Source organism: Shewanella sp. SM87 (assembly GCF_025653705.1).
Lineage (GTDB): Bacteria > Pseudomonadota > Gammaproteobacteria > Enterobacterales > Shewanellaceae > Shewanella > Shewanella oncorhynchi.
Genome location: NZ_JAKKSC010000010.1, coordinates 100446 through 115875 on the forward strand (window position 1 = coordinate 100446; position 15430 = coordinate 115875).

General features: G+C 45.0%; 15 protein-coding genes and 1 pseudogene. 10 read left to right on the plus strand and 6 right to left on the minus strand.

Annotation, left to right across the window (positions count from 1 at the left end):
* Positions 1-128: 128 nt before the first annotated feature.
* Complete coding sequence (ccoG, locus tag L5M11_RS10290; RefSeq protein ID WP_263192036.1) at positions 129-1601, minus strand: cytochrome c oxidase accessory protein CcoG; 1473 nt, start codon at positions 1599-1601, stop codon at positions 129-131.
* Positions 1602-1773: 172 nt separating this feature from the next.
* Complete coding sequence (locus tag L5M11_RS10295) at positions 1774-3234, minus strand: sigma-54 interaction domain-containing protein (protein ID WP_105250005.1); 1461 nt, start codon at positions 3232-3234, stop codon at positions 1774-1776.
* 369 nt (positions 3235-3603) lie between these two features.
* Here L5M11_RS10295 and L5M11_RS10300 point away from each other — a divergent pair.
* Positions 3604-6206 (plus strand): annotated as a pseudogene (locus L5M11_RS10300) (TonB-dependent receptor plug domain-containing protein).
* A 141-nt stretch (positions 6207-6347) separates the two neighbouring features.
* Here L5M11_RS10300 and L5M11_RS10305 read toward each other — a convergent pair.
* A complete protein-coding gene (locus tag L5M11_RS10305) occupies positions 6348-6899 on the minus strand; it encodes a thioredoxin family protein (RefSeq protein WP_105250003.1) in 552 nt (183 codons plus the stop codon).
* Positions 6900-7176: 277 nt separating this feature from the next.
* On the opposite strand from L5M11_RS10305, the gene L5M11_RS10310 reads away from it, so the two are divergent.
* Positions 7177-7791 (plus strand): LysE family translocator, encoded by a 615-nt coding sequence (locus L5M11_RS10310; protein WP_105250002.1) that lies wholly within the window; start codon positions 7177-7179, stop codon positions 7789-7791.
* Positions 7792-7883: 92 nt separating this feature from the next.
* Here the strand turns inward: L5M11_RS10310 and L5M11_RS10315 are convergent, their stop codons facing one another.
* Together L5M11_RS10315 and L5M11_RS10320 are read right to left on the minus strand one after the other, a co-directional pair.
* On the minus strand, positions 7884-8204 hold the full coding sequence (locus tag L5M11_RS10315) for a DUF3144 domain-containing protein (RefSeq protein ID WP_105250001.1): 321 nt from the start codon (positions 8202-8204) through the stop codon (positions 7884-7886).
* Positions 8205-8278: 74 nt separating this feature from the next.
* Positions 8279-8842, minus strand: a complete 564-nt coding sequence (locus L5M11_RS10320) for a Tfp pilus assembly protein FimT/FimU (RefSeq protein ID WP_028761538.1) — start codon at positions 8840-8842, stop codon at positions 8279-8281.
* A 187-nt stretch (positions 8843-9029) separates the two neighbouring features.
* Between L5M11_RS10320 and ung the strand changes: the two genes are divergently transcribed.
* Positions 9030-9695 carry a uracil-DNA glycosylase gene (gene ung / locus L5M11_RS10325; protein WP_028761537.1) on the plus strand — a complete coding sequence of 222 codons (666 nt, stop codon included), beginning with the start codon at positions 9030-9032 and terminating at the stop codon, positions 9693-9695.
* 82 nt (positions 9696-9777) lie between these two features.
* Here the strand turns inward: ung and ispB are convergent, their stop codons facing one another.
* Positions 9778-10749, minus strand: coding sequence for an octaprenyl diphosphate synthase (gene ispB / locus L5M11_RS10330; protein WP_049821790.1), 972 nt, complete (start codon positions 10747-10749; stop codon positions 9778-9780).
* A 272-nt stretch (positions 10750-11021) separates the two neighbouring features.
* Between ispB and rplU the strand changes: the two genes are divergently transcribed.
* The 7 genes from rplU (at position 11022) to L5M11_RS10365 (ending at position 15388) form a co-directional block, all read left to right on the plus strand.
* Positions 11022-11333 (plus strand): 50S ribosomal protein L21, encoded by a 312-nt coding sequence (gene rplU, locus L5M11_RS10335; RefSeq protein WP_006080526.1) that lies wholly within the window; start codon positions 11022-11024, stop codon positions 11331-11333.
* Between the two features lie 14 nt (positions 11334-11347).
* Positions 11348-11602 carry a 50S ribosomal protein L27 gene (gene rpmA, locus L5M11_RS10340; protein WP_006080527.1) on the plus strand — a complete coding sequence of 85 codons (255 nt, stop codon included), beginning with the start codon at positions 11348-11350 and terminating at the stop codon, positions 11600-11602.
* Between the two features lie 214 nt (positions 11603-11816).
* A complete protein-coding gene (gene cgtA / locus L5M11_RS10345; RefSeq protein WP_105250000.1) occupies positions 11817-12986 on the plus strand; it encodes an Obg family GTPase CgtA in 1170 nt (389 codons plus the stop codon).
* A gap of 27 nt (positions 12987-13013) precedes the next feature.
* Positions 13014-13775, plus strand: coding sequence for a threonine/serine exporter family protein (locus L5M11_RS10350; RefSeq protein ID WP_113939893.1), 762 nt, complete (start codon positions 13014-13016; stop codon positions 13773-13775).
* Entirely contained in the window at positions 13772-14245 is a 474-nt protein-coding gene (locus tag L5M11_RS10355; protein ID WP_113939894.1) for a threonine/serine exporter family protein, read from the plus strand. Before L5M11_RS10350 ends, L5M11_RS10355 begins: the two co-directional genes overlap by 4 nt.
* A 27-nt stretch (positions 14246-14272) precedes the next feature.
* Entirely contained in the window at positions 14273-14755 is a 483-nt protein-coding gene (gene folA / locus L5M11_RS10360) for a type 3 dihydrofolate reductase (protein WP_028761532.1), read from the plus strand.
* Positions 14756-14974: 219 nt separating this feature from the next.
* Positions 14975-15388, plus strand: coding sequence for a DUF3718 domain-containing protein (locus L5M11_RS10365; RefSeq protein WP_105249997.1), 414 nt, complete (start codon positions 14975-14977; stop codon positions 15386-15388).
* The last annotated feature ends 42 nt before the right edge of the window (positions 15389-15430 follow it).

Below are 15430 nucleotides of genomic sequence, written 5' to 3' on the forward strand. Positions count from 1 at the left end.
GTTGTCATTTGGGGATGAATTTCTGCCTTTAACCGGCGCTTGAGTTGATTCCTCAAGCGCCGATTGGCTAGTTAATTTGATGATGACCAATGTTACGGTAACTCATATTAAGCGCTAAAAGCTTAGTGCTAAGGACTGAAGAATCCGGTTTCTTGGCTTACTTGTTGTGTTGGCTGTTTAACATCCGTCACCGAGAATTGGATAATTTTGCGCCCCGAGGGGATGGCATCCTTATCGGCTAATACTGTGACGGGATAGTCCACTTGTTCACCCGCTGCCAAGGTAATAATAGGATCGGCAATCAAGCTAAAGGGCATTTCACTGTCGACGGCGAGTTGATATTGCTTAGTATCTTGTGTCTTGTTGCGGATCTTCAGCTGATAGGTATTTTCAACTTTATTATCCGAGGTTTCACGGTACAAGCTTTGGCGATCACGGATCACGTTAAGCTGGATCTCGCTGCGGCTATTTAAGTCTAACCCTATGACGATAAACATGATAATGACCGCTGCACCGTAGCCTAAGAAACGCGGCGAGCGCCAATAGGAGTAATTCACTCCCTTAAGATCATTTTCACTCATATAACCGATAAGATTCTGCTTGTAATCGAACTTCAACATAGTCTCATTACAGGCATCGACACAGGCGCCGCAGTTGATGCACTCATATTGCAAGCCGTTACGAATATCTATCCCTGTTGGGCAAACTTCGACACACAAATTACAGTCAACACAGTCACCTAAAGTATGGTTATCTTGATTGTTCTCTTGTTTACGTTTGCGAGGGCCACGGGCTTCACCGCGCTGTGCATCATAGGTCACGGTTTTAGTGTTGGCATCGAACATCACAGCTTGGAAACGTGAATAGGGGCAGCAATGTAAGCACATTTGCTCGCGCATCCAGCCCGCATTGAGATAAGTACAAATGGCGAAAAACCACACCCAGCTTGTCACCCAGAAGCTGGCATTACCCGTCAAGATGTCCACATAAAGTTCGCGGGCGGGAATAAAATAACCGATAAAACCACAGCCAGTGAGCAGAGCTGTTAGACCCCAAAGTAAGTGCTTTGCACTTCTTTTACCGATTTTACTGCTAGTCCAAGGGGCTTTATCGAGCTGCTTACGTTTATTACTGCTGCCTTCGATGCGCGTTTCTATCCACACATAGATAAAGGTCCACGCTGTTTGTGGGCAAAGGTAACCGCACCAAACACGGCCCCAAAATACGGTAATGAAAAACAGACCGAAGGCGGCGGCGATAAAAATCCATGCCAGCAAGGTAAAGTCCTGTGGCCAGAGCGTGATACCAAAGAAGAAAAACTGTTGTTGGCTGATATCTAACAGTATTGCTTGGCGGCCATCAATAGAGATAAACGGCAGGGCGAAAAACATCACGATCAATAGGCTATTCATCATGGTTCGCAGGCGCTGAAAATCACCTTTTTGCTCACGGAAATGGATATTGCCAGAGGGGAGACGACTTTTTGTTGCGGTTTCAGTAGAGAGGTTTTTAACCGGAATGTGTAGCTCTACTGAGGCAGGTTTTGCGCCCACACTCTTATTTACACTTGGAGAATTTGGGGTAACTTCGCTCTTGGGCATAAAGGGTCCTAACGGCTTAAATAAGATTCGCCTCCCTATAGCAAGCACTAGGCCAAGTTTTAATTGGCTCAACATCATGATATTTATAATTATTTTGTGATTGTAACTAGATGCGGATCACGATATATCACACATTGGCGATATATCGCGTTTTTAGTGTGCTCGTTTTGAATTAGATTTCACTCGATTGACGCTGGATCCCCAGTTTTTTCATTCGCGATCTCAGTGTACTTGCGGGCACACCGAGGACATTCGCTGCGCCGAGAGGGCCGGATATGCGCCAGTTTAAGCGTTTAAGGGTTTGTTCTATATGCAGCGCTTCCGCTTCCGCTAAGGTTTGCCCTTGGGTTTGAGCTAAGGGATTATTGCTCGGCATCGCATGGATCTGCAGAATATCTCCTTGTGATAGAATGGCTTCGCGTTCGAGGATATTTTGCAGTTCGCGCACATTGCCGGGCCAAGTATAAGCCATGAGTTTTTGTAGCCCTTTTTGGCTCACTCCACGAATTTTTTTACCTAACTTACGATTCAAGTTGTGCAGAATATGGCTGACGAGTTCGGGAATATCTTCGATTCTTGCGCGCAGTGGTGGTACTTGAATAGGGAATACATTCAAACGGTAATAGAGATCCATCCTAAATAATCCCTGTTCGACTCGCTTGAGTAAATCGTGGTGACTGGCGGCGACTAAGCGAATATCCACTTGAATGGTTTCGCTGCCACCGAGACGTTCGAAGGATTGTTCTTGGATGACTCGTAGTAGTTTTGATTGGGCTTCTAAACTGAGTTCAGCGACTTCGTCGAGGAACAGTGTGCCTTGATGAGCAAGTTCGAAGCGACCTTTACGGCGGCTTGTGGCGCCAGTAAATGCCCCCTTCTCATGACCAAAGAGTTCACTTTCTAGTAAAGATGCCGAAAACGCGGCACAGTTGACACTGATCATGGGTTTATCTTTGCGGCGACTGAGCTGATGTAAGTTACGGGCAACGAGTTCTTTTCCTGTGCCATTTTCACCACAAATGAGCACAGTACTGTCGGTATTGGCCACCATGTGCAATTGCTGGATCATATGGCGGATCACTGTACTGGCACCCGAAATATCCACATCACCCGTTTTGTCTGCCAACTCTGCCTGTAGATAATGATTTTCAGAGGCGAGTCGCTCCGAGAGTGCTTGTACTTGAGCTAGGGCTTGGCGTAATGACTGCTCTGTTTGTTTTTGAATACTAATGTCGCGAAATATCGCGACTACGCCAATCAGTTGATTGTCACGGTAAACAGGGGTGGAACTGTAATGAACGGGGAAGCTACTGCCATCTTTACGCCAAAATACATCGTGAGTGATTTCTCGGGTGATCCCATCCTTTAAGGTGTTGTAAATTGGACAATCCTCTTGGGGATAATGACTGCCATCTGCATGGCTGTGATGATGACAGTTATGGATGTTTTTACCGAGTAGCTCTTCATTCTTCCAACCCGTCATGCGTTCGGCTGCCGGATTGATAAACACCGCATTACCGCTTAAATCAAATCCATAAATACCTTCGCCGACAGCGTTGAGCAATAACTGGTTTTCCGGTAAGAAATGCTTATCTATCGATTTTTCATTATTGACTGAAATCTTATTGGTCATCTGTCTTACTCTGGTTTTGGCGGTATTTTCTGAGTATACCTTAAGTACTGTGACGCGATATATCGTGTTTTTGATTATGCCCTTTAAGCATTTTTTCTTTGGTGATTTTTCTGCTCACACTTTTTGCCGTTCGAGTACATTTTACTTGGTGCCATACTCTAAAAAATATTTTCATCTAAGAAATTGATATAAAAGATAAATGACTAATATTCATTCAAAAGTCTGATTTAACATTGGATATTGTTTAATTTGTGTTATAAAAATGTTTGTGCAATGTGATTTTGTGTTGGCCGTGGTAGCAAGGTTTAGGGACGAGAATCGCACAAAGCAGGTCAGGTATTCTAAAAATAATAAGCAGTTGGGATGAATATGATGACCTCAAAGAAGCAGAAGTTTGGATTAAGTGCAGTGAGTTTGGCGATTACTCTAGCCTTGTCTGGTAGTTTAATCAGTCCGCAGGCAATAGCAGAAGAAGATGAGACGGCTGTTAAAAATGAGAACGTTGAAAAAATTGCAGTTGTAGGGTCCCGTGCTGCGCCACGCTCAATCGGCGATTCCCCCGTTCCTATTGATATTATTAGTAGTGACGACCTTAAAAAGAATGGTTCGACTGACATGATTGATATGTTAGTGACTTCGGTGCCATCGTTTAACTCACGCGCTCAACCCATTAGTGATGCAGCAACCTTAGTTCGTCCCGTTAATTTACGGGGTTTGCCATCAGACAGTACGCTAGTGCTAGTCAACGGTAAGCGTCGTCACCGTGCATCTGTGATTGCGTTCCAAGGTGGTGGTATTAACGATGGCGCTCAAGGTCCTGATATCTCAGTTATTCCTGGTTCTGCATTAAAGCAAGTTGAAGTATTGCGCGACGGCGCTGCGGCGCTGCGGCGCAGTATGGGTCGGATGCGATTGCCGGAGTCATGAACTTTGTTTTAAAAGATAATTCCGAGGGTGGTTCCATCACTGTGACCCAAGGAGAATATTACGAGGGTGATGGTGCTACAACTACGGTCGAAGGTGATGTCGGTTTACCTGTGACTGAAAATGGCTTCGTCAATTTAAGCTTCCAGTATAAAAATGCTGACTCCACTAGCCGTAGTGTGCAGCGTCCTGATGCGGCTAACTTAGCCGAGCAGGGTAATACCGCGATTAATGACCCCGCACAAGTGTGGGGTAATCCTGAAATTAATGATGACTATTCAGTGTTCATCAACTCAGGCTTAGACATTAATGCCAACATGCATGCCTATGCCTTTGGTAATCTGTCTTCCCGCGATGCCGTGGGAGGCTTCTATTATCGTTACCCGCAAAATCGTAGCAACGTGTATTCCAATGACGAGGGTCAGAATTTACTCGTGGGCGCGGTTAATGGTGATAAAACGACTTGTGCGGCAGTGCCTATTCCTAAAATTGATACAAATAACGACGGTATTCCTGATAGTGACGGCAACGTACTCGACACTGATGCATACAAGGCGATGGTTGCCGACCCAAATTGCTTTGCTATGAACCAGATATTTCCAGGTGGCTATACGCCACAGTTCACCGGCACCATTGAAGATATGTCCTTCTTCGCAGGTGTAAAAGGCGATATCGGTGAATGGAATTATGATTTCAGTGCTGGTACGGGGGCGAACAAAGCCAGTTTTGGTCTTAAAAATTCGTTGAATCCATCACTGGGATTAGATACCCCGACGGATTTCGATACGGGTGCTTATGAGCAAGTTGAAACTACCGTTAACCTCGATTTCTCGCGCTTCATAACCTTAGGAGGCATTGAAGACATTAGTTTTGCTTCTGGTTTTGAATGGCGAAATGAGTCGTTTGAGATTTCTCAAGGTGATGAAGCCTCGTGGATTGCTGGCCCTTATGCTAGTCAAGGTTTCAACATTGGTGCGCATGGTTTTAAAGGCTTTGGCCCAGAGTCTGCGGGTAAAAACTCACGTCATAACATAGGTATTTATACTGATTTAGAAGCTTATTTAAGTGATGACTGGTTACTCGGTTTAGCACTGCGCTACGAAGACTTTTCAACCTTTGGTGATACGTTAAATTACAAATTGACGTTGCAGTATTCTGCAACGGATGAATTGTCGTTCCGCGCCTCACACAGCACCGGCTTTCGTGCTCCAACGGTTGGCCAAGAAAACGTGGTGAATACCCAGACATCGATCATCGATGGTGAATTGATCCAGACCTTTATTGCCCCCCCAACCGATCCGCTTGCGGCATTTTACGGTGGTGAAGTGTTAAAGCCAGAAGAGTCGATTAGTTATGCGATTGGGGCTGTATATGAGTACGAAAGCTTCTTCTTAACGGTCGATTACTACAACATTGGCGTAGAGGGCCGTATTGCACAGTCGAGTAAGATTGATGTTGAGGCTACAGATTATGATGCGCTACGTGCCGCTGGGGTTGAGTTCCCTGAGTTGATCCAAGGCGTGAGTTATTACACCAACGACTTTGATACTACCACTCAAGGTATCGATATCGTCGCTTCCTATGATGCGGAAATCCTATCGGGTAATGCTAAGTTCAGTCTTGCCTATGGTTGGACCGATACCAGCGTTGATAAGTTTGATCTTAAAACGACCGATGCGGGTAAAGTTCGTCGATTAGAAGATGGTATCCCAGCGCACCGTGCCACCTTAACTTGGGCACAGTCATGGGACAAGGTAACCCTGTCACTACGTGGTAACTATTTTGGTGAGTACTATGCGACTCACGCTGATGATACCTCTGACTGGGGCTCTGAAATGGCTGATGCTGCAGTGACCGTCGATCTTGAAATGAGCTATCAATTACTTGATGGCTTAACCCTGGCGGTGGGGGCTAATAATCTATTTGATCAAGAAGCGCAAAAGCTGAAAGAAGGGACCTTGGGTGAACTCGGTGGCGTTTATTATGAAAGTGGGCCATTCGATTACAACGGCGGTTTTTACTATGGTCGAGTGAATTACCGTTTTTAATGAGTAAGCCAATTTATAGAAGCGATTTCTAACCCACCTTTCAAGAAATTTGGCTTTTATAAATAGAAGTGAAGTAAGCAAAAAGGCTGCAATGCAGCCTTTTTTATTCGTATTTGACTCGTCCTAAATATGGTTTAGTGCTTAGTTACGATTCGTTTGCGCGGCAGCTAAACCATTTAACACATCACTCATACTGAGCTTTGATGGCAAGAGAATTCCATTGGGAGCGCTTGGACCATAAATTTTATTGTAGGGCGTGCCGGGCACTCCTTCGTGGCGCATATAGGTTTCAATCGTTTTATTCGCCTCACTCCAGTTTCCTTGCATCAGAATGATATTGTCGGCCATCAAGGCATTTACAATTTGCTCCCTGTGGGTGACTTCCGCTTTATTCGTTTGGCAGATGGTGCACCAATCAGAGGTAATATCGACAAAGACGGTATAGCCTTGGGCAACCAGAGGCGCGATTTTCTCTGGGGCTAAGGTGTGCCATTGTAGTTTTTGATAGGCTTGGTAATCCTCGCTTTTGTGCACAAATCCAATAATAGCACTGAGTCCTAAGGCGAAAAATCCCAGCACAAAAATCACCGTCAGCGGTATGGTTTTACCTTTTTGTCTTTGCCAAAGCAGCAATAAGATCGCACCTATTAATAGGCAAAGAATAAAAATACTGGTCAGCGTTATAGTGTTCATAAAATTTCCTGATTGAGAATCGCCTTTGTGATAATAGCGATGAAGGCTTAGGTATTAAGGTTTGGCTATAAAGACTTAGGTTAGCGCTAATCTTAGCGGTTAACGGCTTAAATCAGTGTGAATTTATGGGATTATCGCATTTGGGGTTCTCTTAAATAACTGTTCATTTATTGAAAATGGATTTATTAGCGTTAACGCCTTGATGGCGCGATGTTAGAATAGCAAGCAAGTTTAAGGCCCAGCAGTGGGCTTTTTTATTCGGCGAAAGGTGTCATCAATGAGTTGGAGTACTTGGTTAGGTTTATTGGCTATTTGTTGTTTGGGGGCTATGTCGCCGGGCCCAAGTTTGACTATGGTAGTACGTCATACTTTAGGTGGTGGGCGGGGAAAGGGGATCGTCTGTGCTTGGGCACACTCGATAGGGATTGGGATCTATGCGCTGGTGACGTTACTGGGCTTAGCCGTAGTCCTTAAAAAGGCGCCCTTAGTCTTTAATGGCATTGCGATTCTCGGTGCCTTATACCTTGCTTGGATGGGAGTTCAAGCGCTGCGTTCTAATGGCGGTATGCAAGCTAAATTGGCTGCAGGGGAGGCGACGGATACCTTAACTGCCGCCCGTGATGGTATCGCCATTTCTTTATTCAACCCTAAGATAATGCTATTTTTTCTTGCGTTATTCAGCCAATTTGTGATGGTCGCCGACAGCATGACGGCTAAAGCATTAATTGTCTTTACACCGTTAGTGGTCGATGGTCTTTGGTACACTTTGATAGCCTTATTGCTATCCCACTCGAGTGTGTTGCCTAAGTTGAGAGAAAAAGCGGGGTTAATTGATAAGTTGTCTGGCGTAGTATTAATATTGCTGGCGATCCGTGTGGTGTACACGCTTTAGTGATCTATCTAAAATCATTGGTTTTAAATAACAAACACGCCATCAATCGATGGCGTGTTTGTTTATGGCTATGCATTTAAATCAAGGCGTGATTAGCCTTTAAACATTTGCACAGAATTATCAGCTTCTTCTGCCACACTTTCTTGGATAATGGGTGGATTGGCAATGTGGTCGTCTAAGTTGTCACTCAGCATTTCTTTGAATTCACTGCTAAACCATTCTAATGCGCTCTCTTTTTCTGCACCGAGATCCGCTGATTTAATCGCGGCTTCGAAGGCATTAAAACGTGCTGCGGCAAAACGGAGTGCTGTGCCAACTTTACCTACATCTGCTTCTTGTTGGCTTAGCTGATTGGCTAAGGCAATAAACTGATCGGCAAGTTCGTAAATGGTGGTGCTGCTCGTGTCGGTCATGGCGTTCACTCTAAAAAAGTAACAGATTAAAGTTCGATTCTAACTTAATTGGTGTAAGAAGGAATCGTCAGGCATTAACTATTGGGATCTGTGTCGGTAATGACGACTCCTGTATGGGAGTCATAATTAATCGACAGTTTATCGTTTGTTCGATACAAATAAGTGCACTGGCCAGGATCGGTATAACTGGCTTTATAGTCGGTTTCAGTCGCATCAATATTCAAGCGCGAGACACTTGGCTGGGCATTTTGAAATAATACTTCCCATACCGATATACAGTCTTCGACATTATCGAGTGCCGGAGAGGCCTCATTACCATGGATATAGTGTTGTGCTGGCCAACCGAAGGCGTTGAAATCTATTTGTTCGGATTGTGCCGTACCAAATACGGGTAAATCCTCTTTTGGACCTGAGCCCACTTTTACAGCCCATACGGAACGTGCCAGATTGATGGCTGATTTAAAGCCTCCGCCTGCCGCTTTAACTGTTGCAATTTGAGCATCTTGTTGCACATTGATAAATTTTGGCAGGGCCACTACGGCTAAAATACCGAGCACTATGATGACCACCACAAGTTCAATTAAGGTGAAACCCGTTTGATGTCTTTGAATTGATTTATCAGAATGTTGGATCATCATTACGTATCAGAGTGTGCGAGAATGGGCGCACTATATCACTTAATTTCGAATGTTTTAAATTGAAAGTCTTAACGTGAGACCTAGCAGGTTTAGTGGTATTACTTAGCGGCAGGTAAGGTCTGCAAACTTGCCATACTACTACAGGACTTTTAAGCTAACCCGATTATAGAATTGAGGAAGTAAAATAGTGACTCAGGCGACATGGCAAACATTTATCGATGAGCAAAGAGCTTTGCCTTATTTTCAGCAACTAAGCGCATTTGTTGACAATGAACGCAGGGCTGGGAAAGTAGTTTATCCACCCGAAGTTGATGTTTTCAATGCTTTTAGTATGACGCCCCTTGAACAAGTCAGAGTGGTTTTGATTGGCCAAGATCCCTATCACGGCCCAGATCAAGCCCATGGTTTATGTTTTTCGGTTAAATGCGGGATAAAACCACCGCCATCTTTAGCCAATATGTACAAAGAATTAGCGACGGATATTGACGGTTTTGTTGTGCCATCCCATGGCGATTTATCCGCATGGGCGGAGCAGGGGATATTGATGCTCAATACGGTGCTGACCGTTGAGCAAGGCAAGGCGCATTCCCATGCCAAAGCCGGGTGGGAAGTCTTTACGACTGCGGTGCTGGAATTATTAAATCGGCAGACTCAGCCGATTATTTTCGTGCTTTGGGGTAGTCATGCCATTAAAAAGGGTCAAGTCGTTAACGCACCGCAACATCAAGTGCTCACAGGACCACATCCTTCACCTTTATCGGCTTATCGCGGTTTTTTTGGTTGTGGGCATTTCTCTCAAGTGAATCAATTATTGCTTGAGCGAGGCGAAACGCCGATCCTTTGGCAGGTTTGATTTTAGGATTGCGGTTAAAGCAATAAAAAAGGTCTTACTGAGTAAGACCTTATTTTTGGGGCGAAATTACATTAGTTAGCAATCAGTGGTTTCTGTCGACCGAAATCTTAGCTAGCGTTACTAAGGCTTGCTTATAGTCGCTATCGGGTAAAGCAGATAATGCCGCGATGGCTTTCTCTGATTCTTCAATTGCTTTTTGTTGGGTGTAGTTTAACGCGCCGCAATGGTGCAGTGCTGCTACGATTTTATCTATGGCCTGAGTACCATCACCTTGCTCAATTGCTTGACGTATGAGCTGTTTCTCTTCGTCTGTGCCATGGGCAATGGCATAGATGAGTGGCAGCGTCGGTTTACCTTCGGCAAGGTCATCGCCAATATTCTTTCCTAGCTCGTCACTGTCGGCGGTATAGTCGAGTAAGTCGTCGGTAAGCTGAAAGGCGGTGCCGAGATACTTACCATAGTTGCCTAAGGCGGTTTCTTGCTCAGGCGTTGCACCTGCTAGCACGCCCGCGAGTAGCGTAGCGGCTTCAAATAACTTGGCAGTTTTGCAATAAATGACCCGCATATAGCTTTCTTCAGTGGTGTCTGGGTCATTGCAATTCATCAGCTGTAAGACTTCACCCTCGGCCAACACGTTAGTCGTATCAGCTAACACTCTGAGCACTTTCATGTTGTCAAGTTCAGTCATCATCTGGAATGAGCGGGTATAAAGGAAATCCCCGACTAGCACACTGGCACTATTGCCAAACAGTGCATTGGCGGTTTCTCGTCCGCGGCGTAACGTCGATTCATCAACTACATCATCATGGAGCAATGAGGCTGTATGGATAAACTCAATAATCGCCGCTAGCTTAAGATGTGCTTCGCCTTCGTAGCTCACCGCACGTGCGGCTAGAACCGACAGCAGAGGACGAAGACGTTTACCACCACCATTAATAATGTAAAAACCTAATTGATTAATTAGGGCGACATCTGATTCAAGCTGTTTATATATCAGCTGATTGACTGCTTGCATATCAGTGTCAGCCAGTTGACGAATAGCGTTTAAATCCATAATAGACTCTGGTTGTGGGGTCATTACGTACCCGGCCCCTGTTTAGGCTCACGTGTTATAATGAAATGAATTTTACCTAAAATTCTGACATATGACAGCACTAGCTCAACTAATGTGAGAGTTAATCCGGTCTTTTTTTATTCTTTCCTAATTAGGGCTTGCCAGAGTTGTATTCTTCGCGTAAACTCCGCGCCCATTGTCAATAAAGTTTTTGTAGCACCCTGCCTCATCCAAGAATGAGCCGGCGTGTTAGGAATTGGAGTAAAATAGCTATGTACGCTGTTTTTCAAAGTGGTGGTAAACAACACCGTGTAGCTGAAGGCCACACAGTACGTTTAGAAAAGTTAGAAGTTGCAACTGGCGAAACTATCGAGTTCGATCAAGTTCTTTTGATCGCTGATGGCGAAACAGTGCATGTTGGTGCTCCTTTAGTAGCTGGCGGTAAAGTCGTTGCTGAAGTTGTAAGTCACGGTCGTGGCGATAAAGTTACTATCGTTAAGTTCCGTCGTCGTAAGCACCACGACAAGAAAATGGGCCACCGTCAGTGGTTCACTGAAGTTAAAATTACTGCTATCAACGCATAATAGGAGTCTAACTCATGGCACATAAAAAAGCTGGCGGTTCTACTCGTAACGGCCGCGATTCAGAAAGTAAACGTCTAGGTGTTAAGCGCTTTGGCGGTGAATCAGTTCTAGCTGGTAACATTATTGTTCGTCAACGTGGTACTAAATTCCACGCTGGTGTAAACGTAGGTATTGGTCGTGACCATACTCTGTTTGCTCTGACTGACGGTAAAGTTAAATTCGAAGTTAAAGGCGCTAATAACCGTAAGTTTATTAGCATCGAAGCTTAACTTTCGAACCTAGCTTATACTGTTAAAGCCCCGCCATTGGTGGGGCTTTCTGTTTTTTGTGCTTCTATTTACGCCGTGTAGATGCTTGAGTTGGTAAATGATTACCAAGAATGAGCATTGACAGGTAAGATTGGGAGCAAAGTATCTCGAGTTTTTTGGCGACCAATGAAGTTAGACGGTATAATTGCTTCATTCAGTGGTGCCAGGAGTAAGTATGAAGTTTGTCGATGAGGCAGTAATTAGGGTCGAAGCAGGCGACGGCGGTAGCGGTTGTGTTAGCTTTAGGCGCGAAAAGTATGTACCTGATGGTGGTCCTGATGGTGGTGATGGTGGCGACGGTGGCAGTGTTTTTCTGCAGGCTGACGAAAACTTCAACACTTTGATCGAGTTCCGTTTTGAACGTTTTCACATGGCTGAACGTGGCGAAAATGGTCGTGGCCGTGATTGTACTGGTCATAGCGGTAAAGATCTGATCTTAAAAGTTCCTGTTGGTACTCGCGCGGTCGATCATGATACTGAAGAAGTCCTTGGGGATTTAACAACCCACGGTCAAAAGCTATTGGTTGCCAAAGGTGGTTTCCATGGTTTAGGTAACACCCGTTTTAAGAGCAGTACTAACCGTGCCCCACGTCAAAAGACGTTAGGGACACCCGGTGAAGTTCGTAGCCTTAAATTAGAGTTGTTACTGCTGGCTGACGTTGGTTTGCTTGGCATGCCTAACGCGGGTAAGTCGACATTCATTCGTGCGGTTTCCCGTGCAACGCCGAAAGTGGCTGATTATCCGTTTACAACACTGGTGCCTAACTTAGGTGTGGTTAATCCACGTCCTGGGCAAAGCTTTGTGATTGCGGATATTCCTGGTCTCATCGAAGGCGCTGCCGATGGTGCGGGTTTAGGTATTCGCTTCTTAAAGCATCTTGAGCGTTGCCGTATTCTGCTGCATATCATAGATATTGAGCCGATTGACGGAACCGATCCGGTTGAGTCTGCGCGCGCTATCGTAGGTGAGCTTGAGAAATATTCTCCAAAGTTGGCGAGTAAGCCGCGTTGGTTAGTCTTTAACAAAACCGATCTGCTGCTTGAAGAAGAGCTGCAAGAGAAGGTTGATCGTATCGTTAAAGAAATGGGTTGGGAAGGCGATGTTTATACTATCTCCGCCTATAACCGCGACGGTACCAGTGAGTTGGCATTAAAACTCCTCGATTACATTGCGAGTCTTCCACCTGAAGACAATGAAGTCGACCCAGATAGTGAAGTTGAGTTCAAGTGGGATAATTATCATCAAGCAAACCTTGATTCATTGAATGAAGATTATGTTGATGAAGATGATGACGACGACTTTGATGATGACGACTACGACGTAGAAGTTATTTACCAAAGATAATAGTAATCTTTGAGTTTTGAGAGTTCTGTGTACGCTGATACTCAAAATGATATTACTCGGCAAGTTGTGCGTGCTGCACAATTGCTACTGGCCTACGGCGCGGAATCTGATTTAGTTGAAGAAATCAGCCAGCGTCTAGGTCAGGCTTTAGGTCTTGCCAGCGTAGAGCTCTCTATTTCCTCCAATTCCCTCGTGTTAACCAGTTTGGTTCATGGTCGCTGTATCACAACTACTCGTCGTATTCGTGAGCATGGCATTAACATGACAGTCGTCTGTGAATTGCAACGTATCTGTTTACTCGCGGAAAAGGGGCTGTATGGCCCAAATGAAGTGCGTAAACGCTTGGCGCGGATTGAACCTAAAACCTATCCTCCAAGCTTAGTGGTATTCATGATTGGCCTGTCGTGCGCTAGCTTCTGTCATTTATTTAATGGCGATCTCACTGCATGCGTGATTACTTTTTTTGCCGCGGCAGTAGGTATGTCGGTACGTTTAGCAATTGCTAAGCGGCATTTTAATTTATTAGTCAATTTTGCCATCACTGCTTTCGTCACCAGTATGCTGGCTCAAACGGGTTATTTGTTTGAGTTAAGTGAAACTCCTAAGGCTGCAATGGCCGCGAGTGTGCTGATGTTAGTGCCGGGTTTTCCGATGATTAATGCGATTTCCGACATGGTAAAAGGGCACATGAATGTCGGTATATCACGCTGGGGTCATGCTACTTTGCTGACCGTTTCTTCTGTGATTGGCATTACGATTGCGATGCAGATCGGTGGAATTTTCCTATGATGGAATTACTGATAACGCTGCTGCACGATGCATTTTTCTCTGCCATCCCCGCCGTAGGATTTGCTATGGTATTTAATGTTCCTAAACGATTTCTTCCTTACTGCGCTTTAGCGGGAGCCATTGGCCATAGTTCCCGTACTTTAATGTTACAGTTTGGTCTGCCAATCGAGTGGGCAACCTTCGCCGCCGCGGCATTAGTAGGGATTATTACCATAGGGTTTGGTAAGCGCCACTTAGCGCCACCTTTAATGTATGCTGTCGCCGCGATTATTCCTATGATCCCAGGCACTTATGCATTTAATACTGTGATTGCCTTAGTGCAATTGACCGCTCAATCTCAAGTCAGTCCTGAACTGACGGGGCAAGTGATTAGTAATGGCCTCAAAACCGTCTTTATTCTAGGGGCGTTAGCCGTGGGTTTGGCCATGCCGAGTTTGCTGTATTTCAGGACCCGCCCCGTCATTCAATAATTCTATTTCCATAAAACAGGAGTGAGCATGCGCATTGCTATGATAGCCGCGATGGCAAACAATCGAGTCATCGGAAAAGATAATAAAATGCCATGGCATCTTCCAGAAGATCTACGTCATTTTAAAGCGATGACCCTAGGCAAGCCTGTTGTGATGGGACGTAAGACCTTTGAGTCAATCGGTAGGCCCCTTCCTGGTCGACATAACATAGTGATTTCACGCCAAACGGATCTTGTGATTGAGGGCGTGACCTGTGTGACCTCATTTGATGCAGCCAAACAAGCTGCTGGTGAATGTGAAGAGTTAGTGGTTATAGGTGGTGGCCAGCTTTATGCCGAGTTATTGCCCTGCGCCGATATCTTATATTTGACGCAAATCAATCTTGAGGTGGAAGGCGATACATTTTTCCCCCACTGGGACGATGGGACTTGGAAGGAAACTGAATCTTTGGCGAGTATAAATGCTGCTGGTTTGGAATATCGCTTTATCAATTTGGTAAAAAAATGTTAAATTGCAGATTCTGTTGTGTACCCTGTGTGTATGGGGCGTCAGTTTATCTAACGTATTGCATCATATCGGACATTTAGTTTTCACGGAAAGAGATAGCCTATTTCGTTATCCTAGATTTCGAACGAGAGCTAAAGCCAAGAGGTCAATATCATTTAGACAATAGATGCAGCCCATACAGAATTGATAATAAAACTATAAGAAAGTATTAAGGAGTATCGGATGCGTCTTATGCCTGTGGCCTTGGCTGCGTTAATTGGATTTAGTTCTATTGCTGTACCAACCTCTGCTGTTGCGGGGGAAGATCCACTCGTAGCGAGTCTTTGTGATTATGTAAAAGCTAACGACAAAAACCGCTTACGTAAAAAGTTAAAAGAAAGCCGCGTTAAGTTACGTCAGATTTACAGTGGTATCAGTTGCGATGGTGCAAGTCTATTGCGCACCGCTTACGGTGCGAGTGCGAACGATACCGGTGAGTTTGTGGCTAAGCGTTTGTCGGCGACTGAATTGAGTGTTGCTGAAGCTGATGGGATGACAATCCAAGCTTGGGCTGAAGCAAACGGTCATGGCGCTAGCCCAATTACTGCTGCAGTGAAAGAGCGTCTTGGTGCTGCTGCGGGCGGTGAAGAAGAGTAATTGCTGAGCTGGACTCGTTGCTCCGAATTCGCGGCACTTTAG

Coding starts and splice junctions, on each gene's coding strand:
- ccoG (WP_263192036.1), bottom strand. CDS start 1,601: ATGCCCAAGAGCGAAGTTACCCCAAATTCTCCAAGTGTAAATAAGAGT.
- L5M11_RS10295 (WP_105250005.1), bottom strand. CDS start 3,234: ATGACCAATAAGATTTCAGTCAATAATGAAAAATCGATAGATAAGCAT.
- L5M11_RS10305 (WP_105250003.1), bottom strand. CDS start 6,899: ATGAACACTATAACGCTGACCAGTATTTTTATTCTTTGCCTATTAATA.
- L5M11_RS10310 (WP_105250002.1), top strand. CDS start 7,177: ATGAGTTGGAGTACTTGGTTAGGTTTATTGGCTATTTGTTGTTTGGGG.
- L5M11_RS10315 (WP_105250001.1), bottom strand. CDS start 8,204: ATGACCGACACGAGCAGCACCACCATTTACGAACTTGCCGATCAGTTT.
- L5M11_RS10320 (WP_028761538.1), bottom strand. CDS start 8,842: ATGATGATCCAACATTCTGATAAATCAATTCAAAGACATCAAACGGGT.
- ispB (WP_049821790.1), bottom strand. CDS start 10,749: ATGGATTTAAACGCTATTCGTCAACTGGCTGACACTGATATGCAAGCA.
- rplU (WP_006080526.1), top strand. CDS start 11,022: ATGTACGCTGTTTTTCAAAGTGGTGGTAAACAACACCGTGTAGCTGAA.
- rpmA (WP_006080527.1), top strand. CDS start 11,348: ATGGCACATAAAAAAGCTGGCGGTTCTACTCGTAACGGCCGCGATTCA.
- cgtA (WP_105250000.1), top strand. CDS start 11,817: ATGAAGTTTGTCGATGAGGCAGTAATTAGGGTCGAAGCAGGCGACGGC.
- L5M11_RS10355 (WP_113939894.1), top strand. CDS start 13,772: ATGATGGAATTACTGATAACGCTGCTGCACGATGCATTTTTCTCTGCC.
- folA (WP_028761532.1), top strand. CDS start 14,273: ATGCGCATTGCTATGATAGCCGCGATGGCAAACAATCGAGTCATCGGA.
- L5M11_RS10365 (WP_105249997.1), top strand. CDS start 14,975: ATGCGTCTTATGCCTGTGGCCTTGGCTGCGTTAATTGGATTTAGTTCT.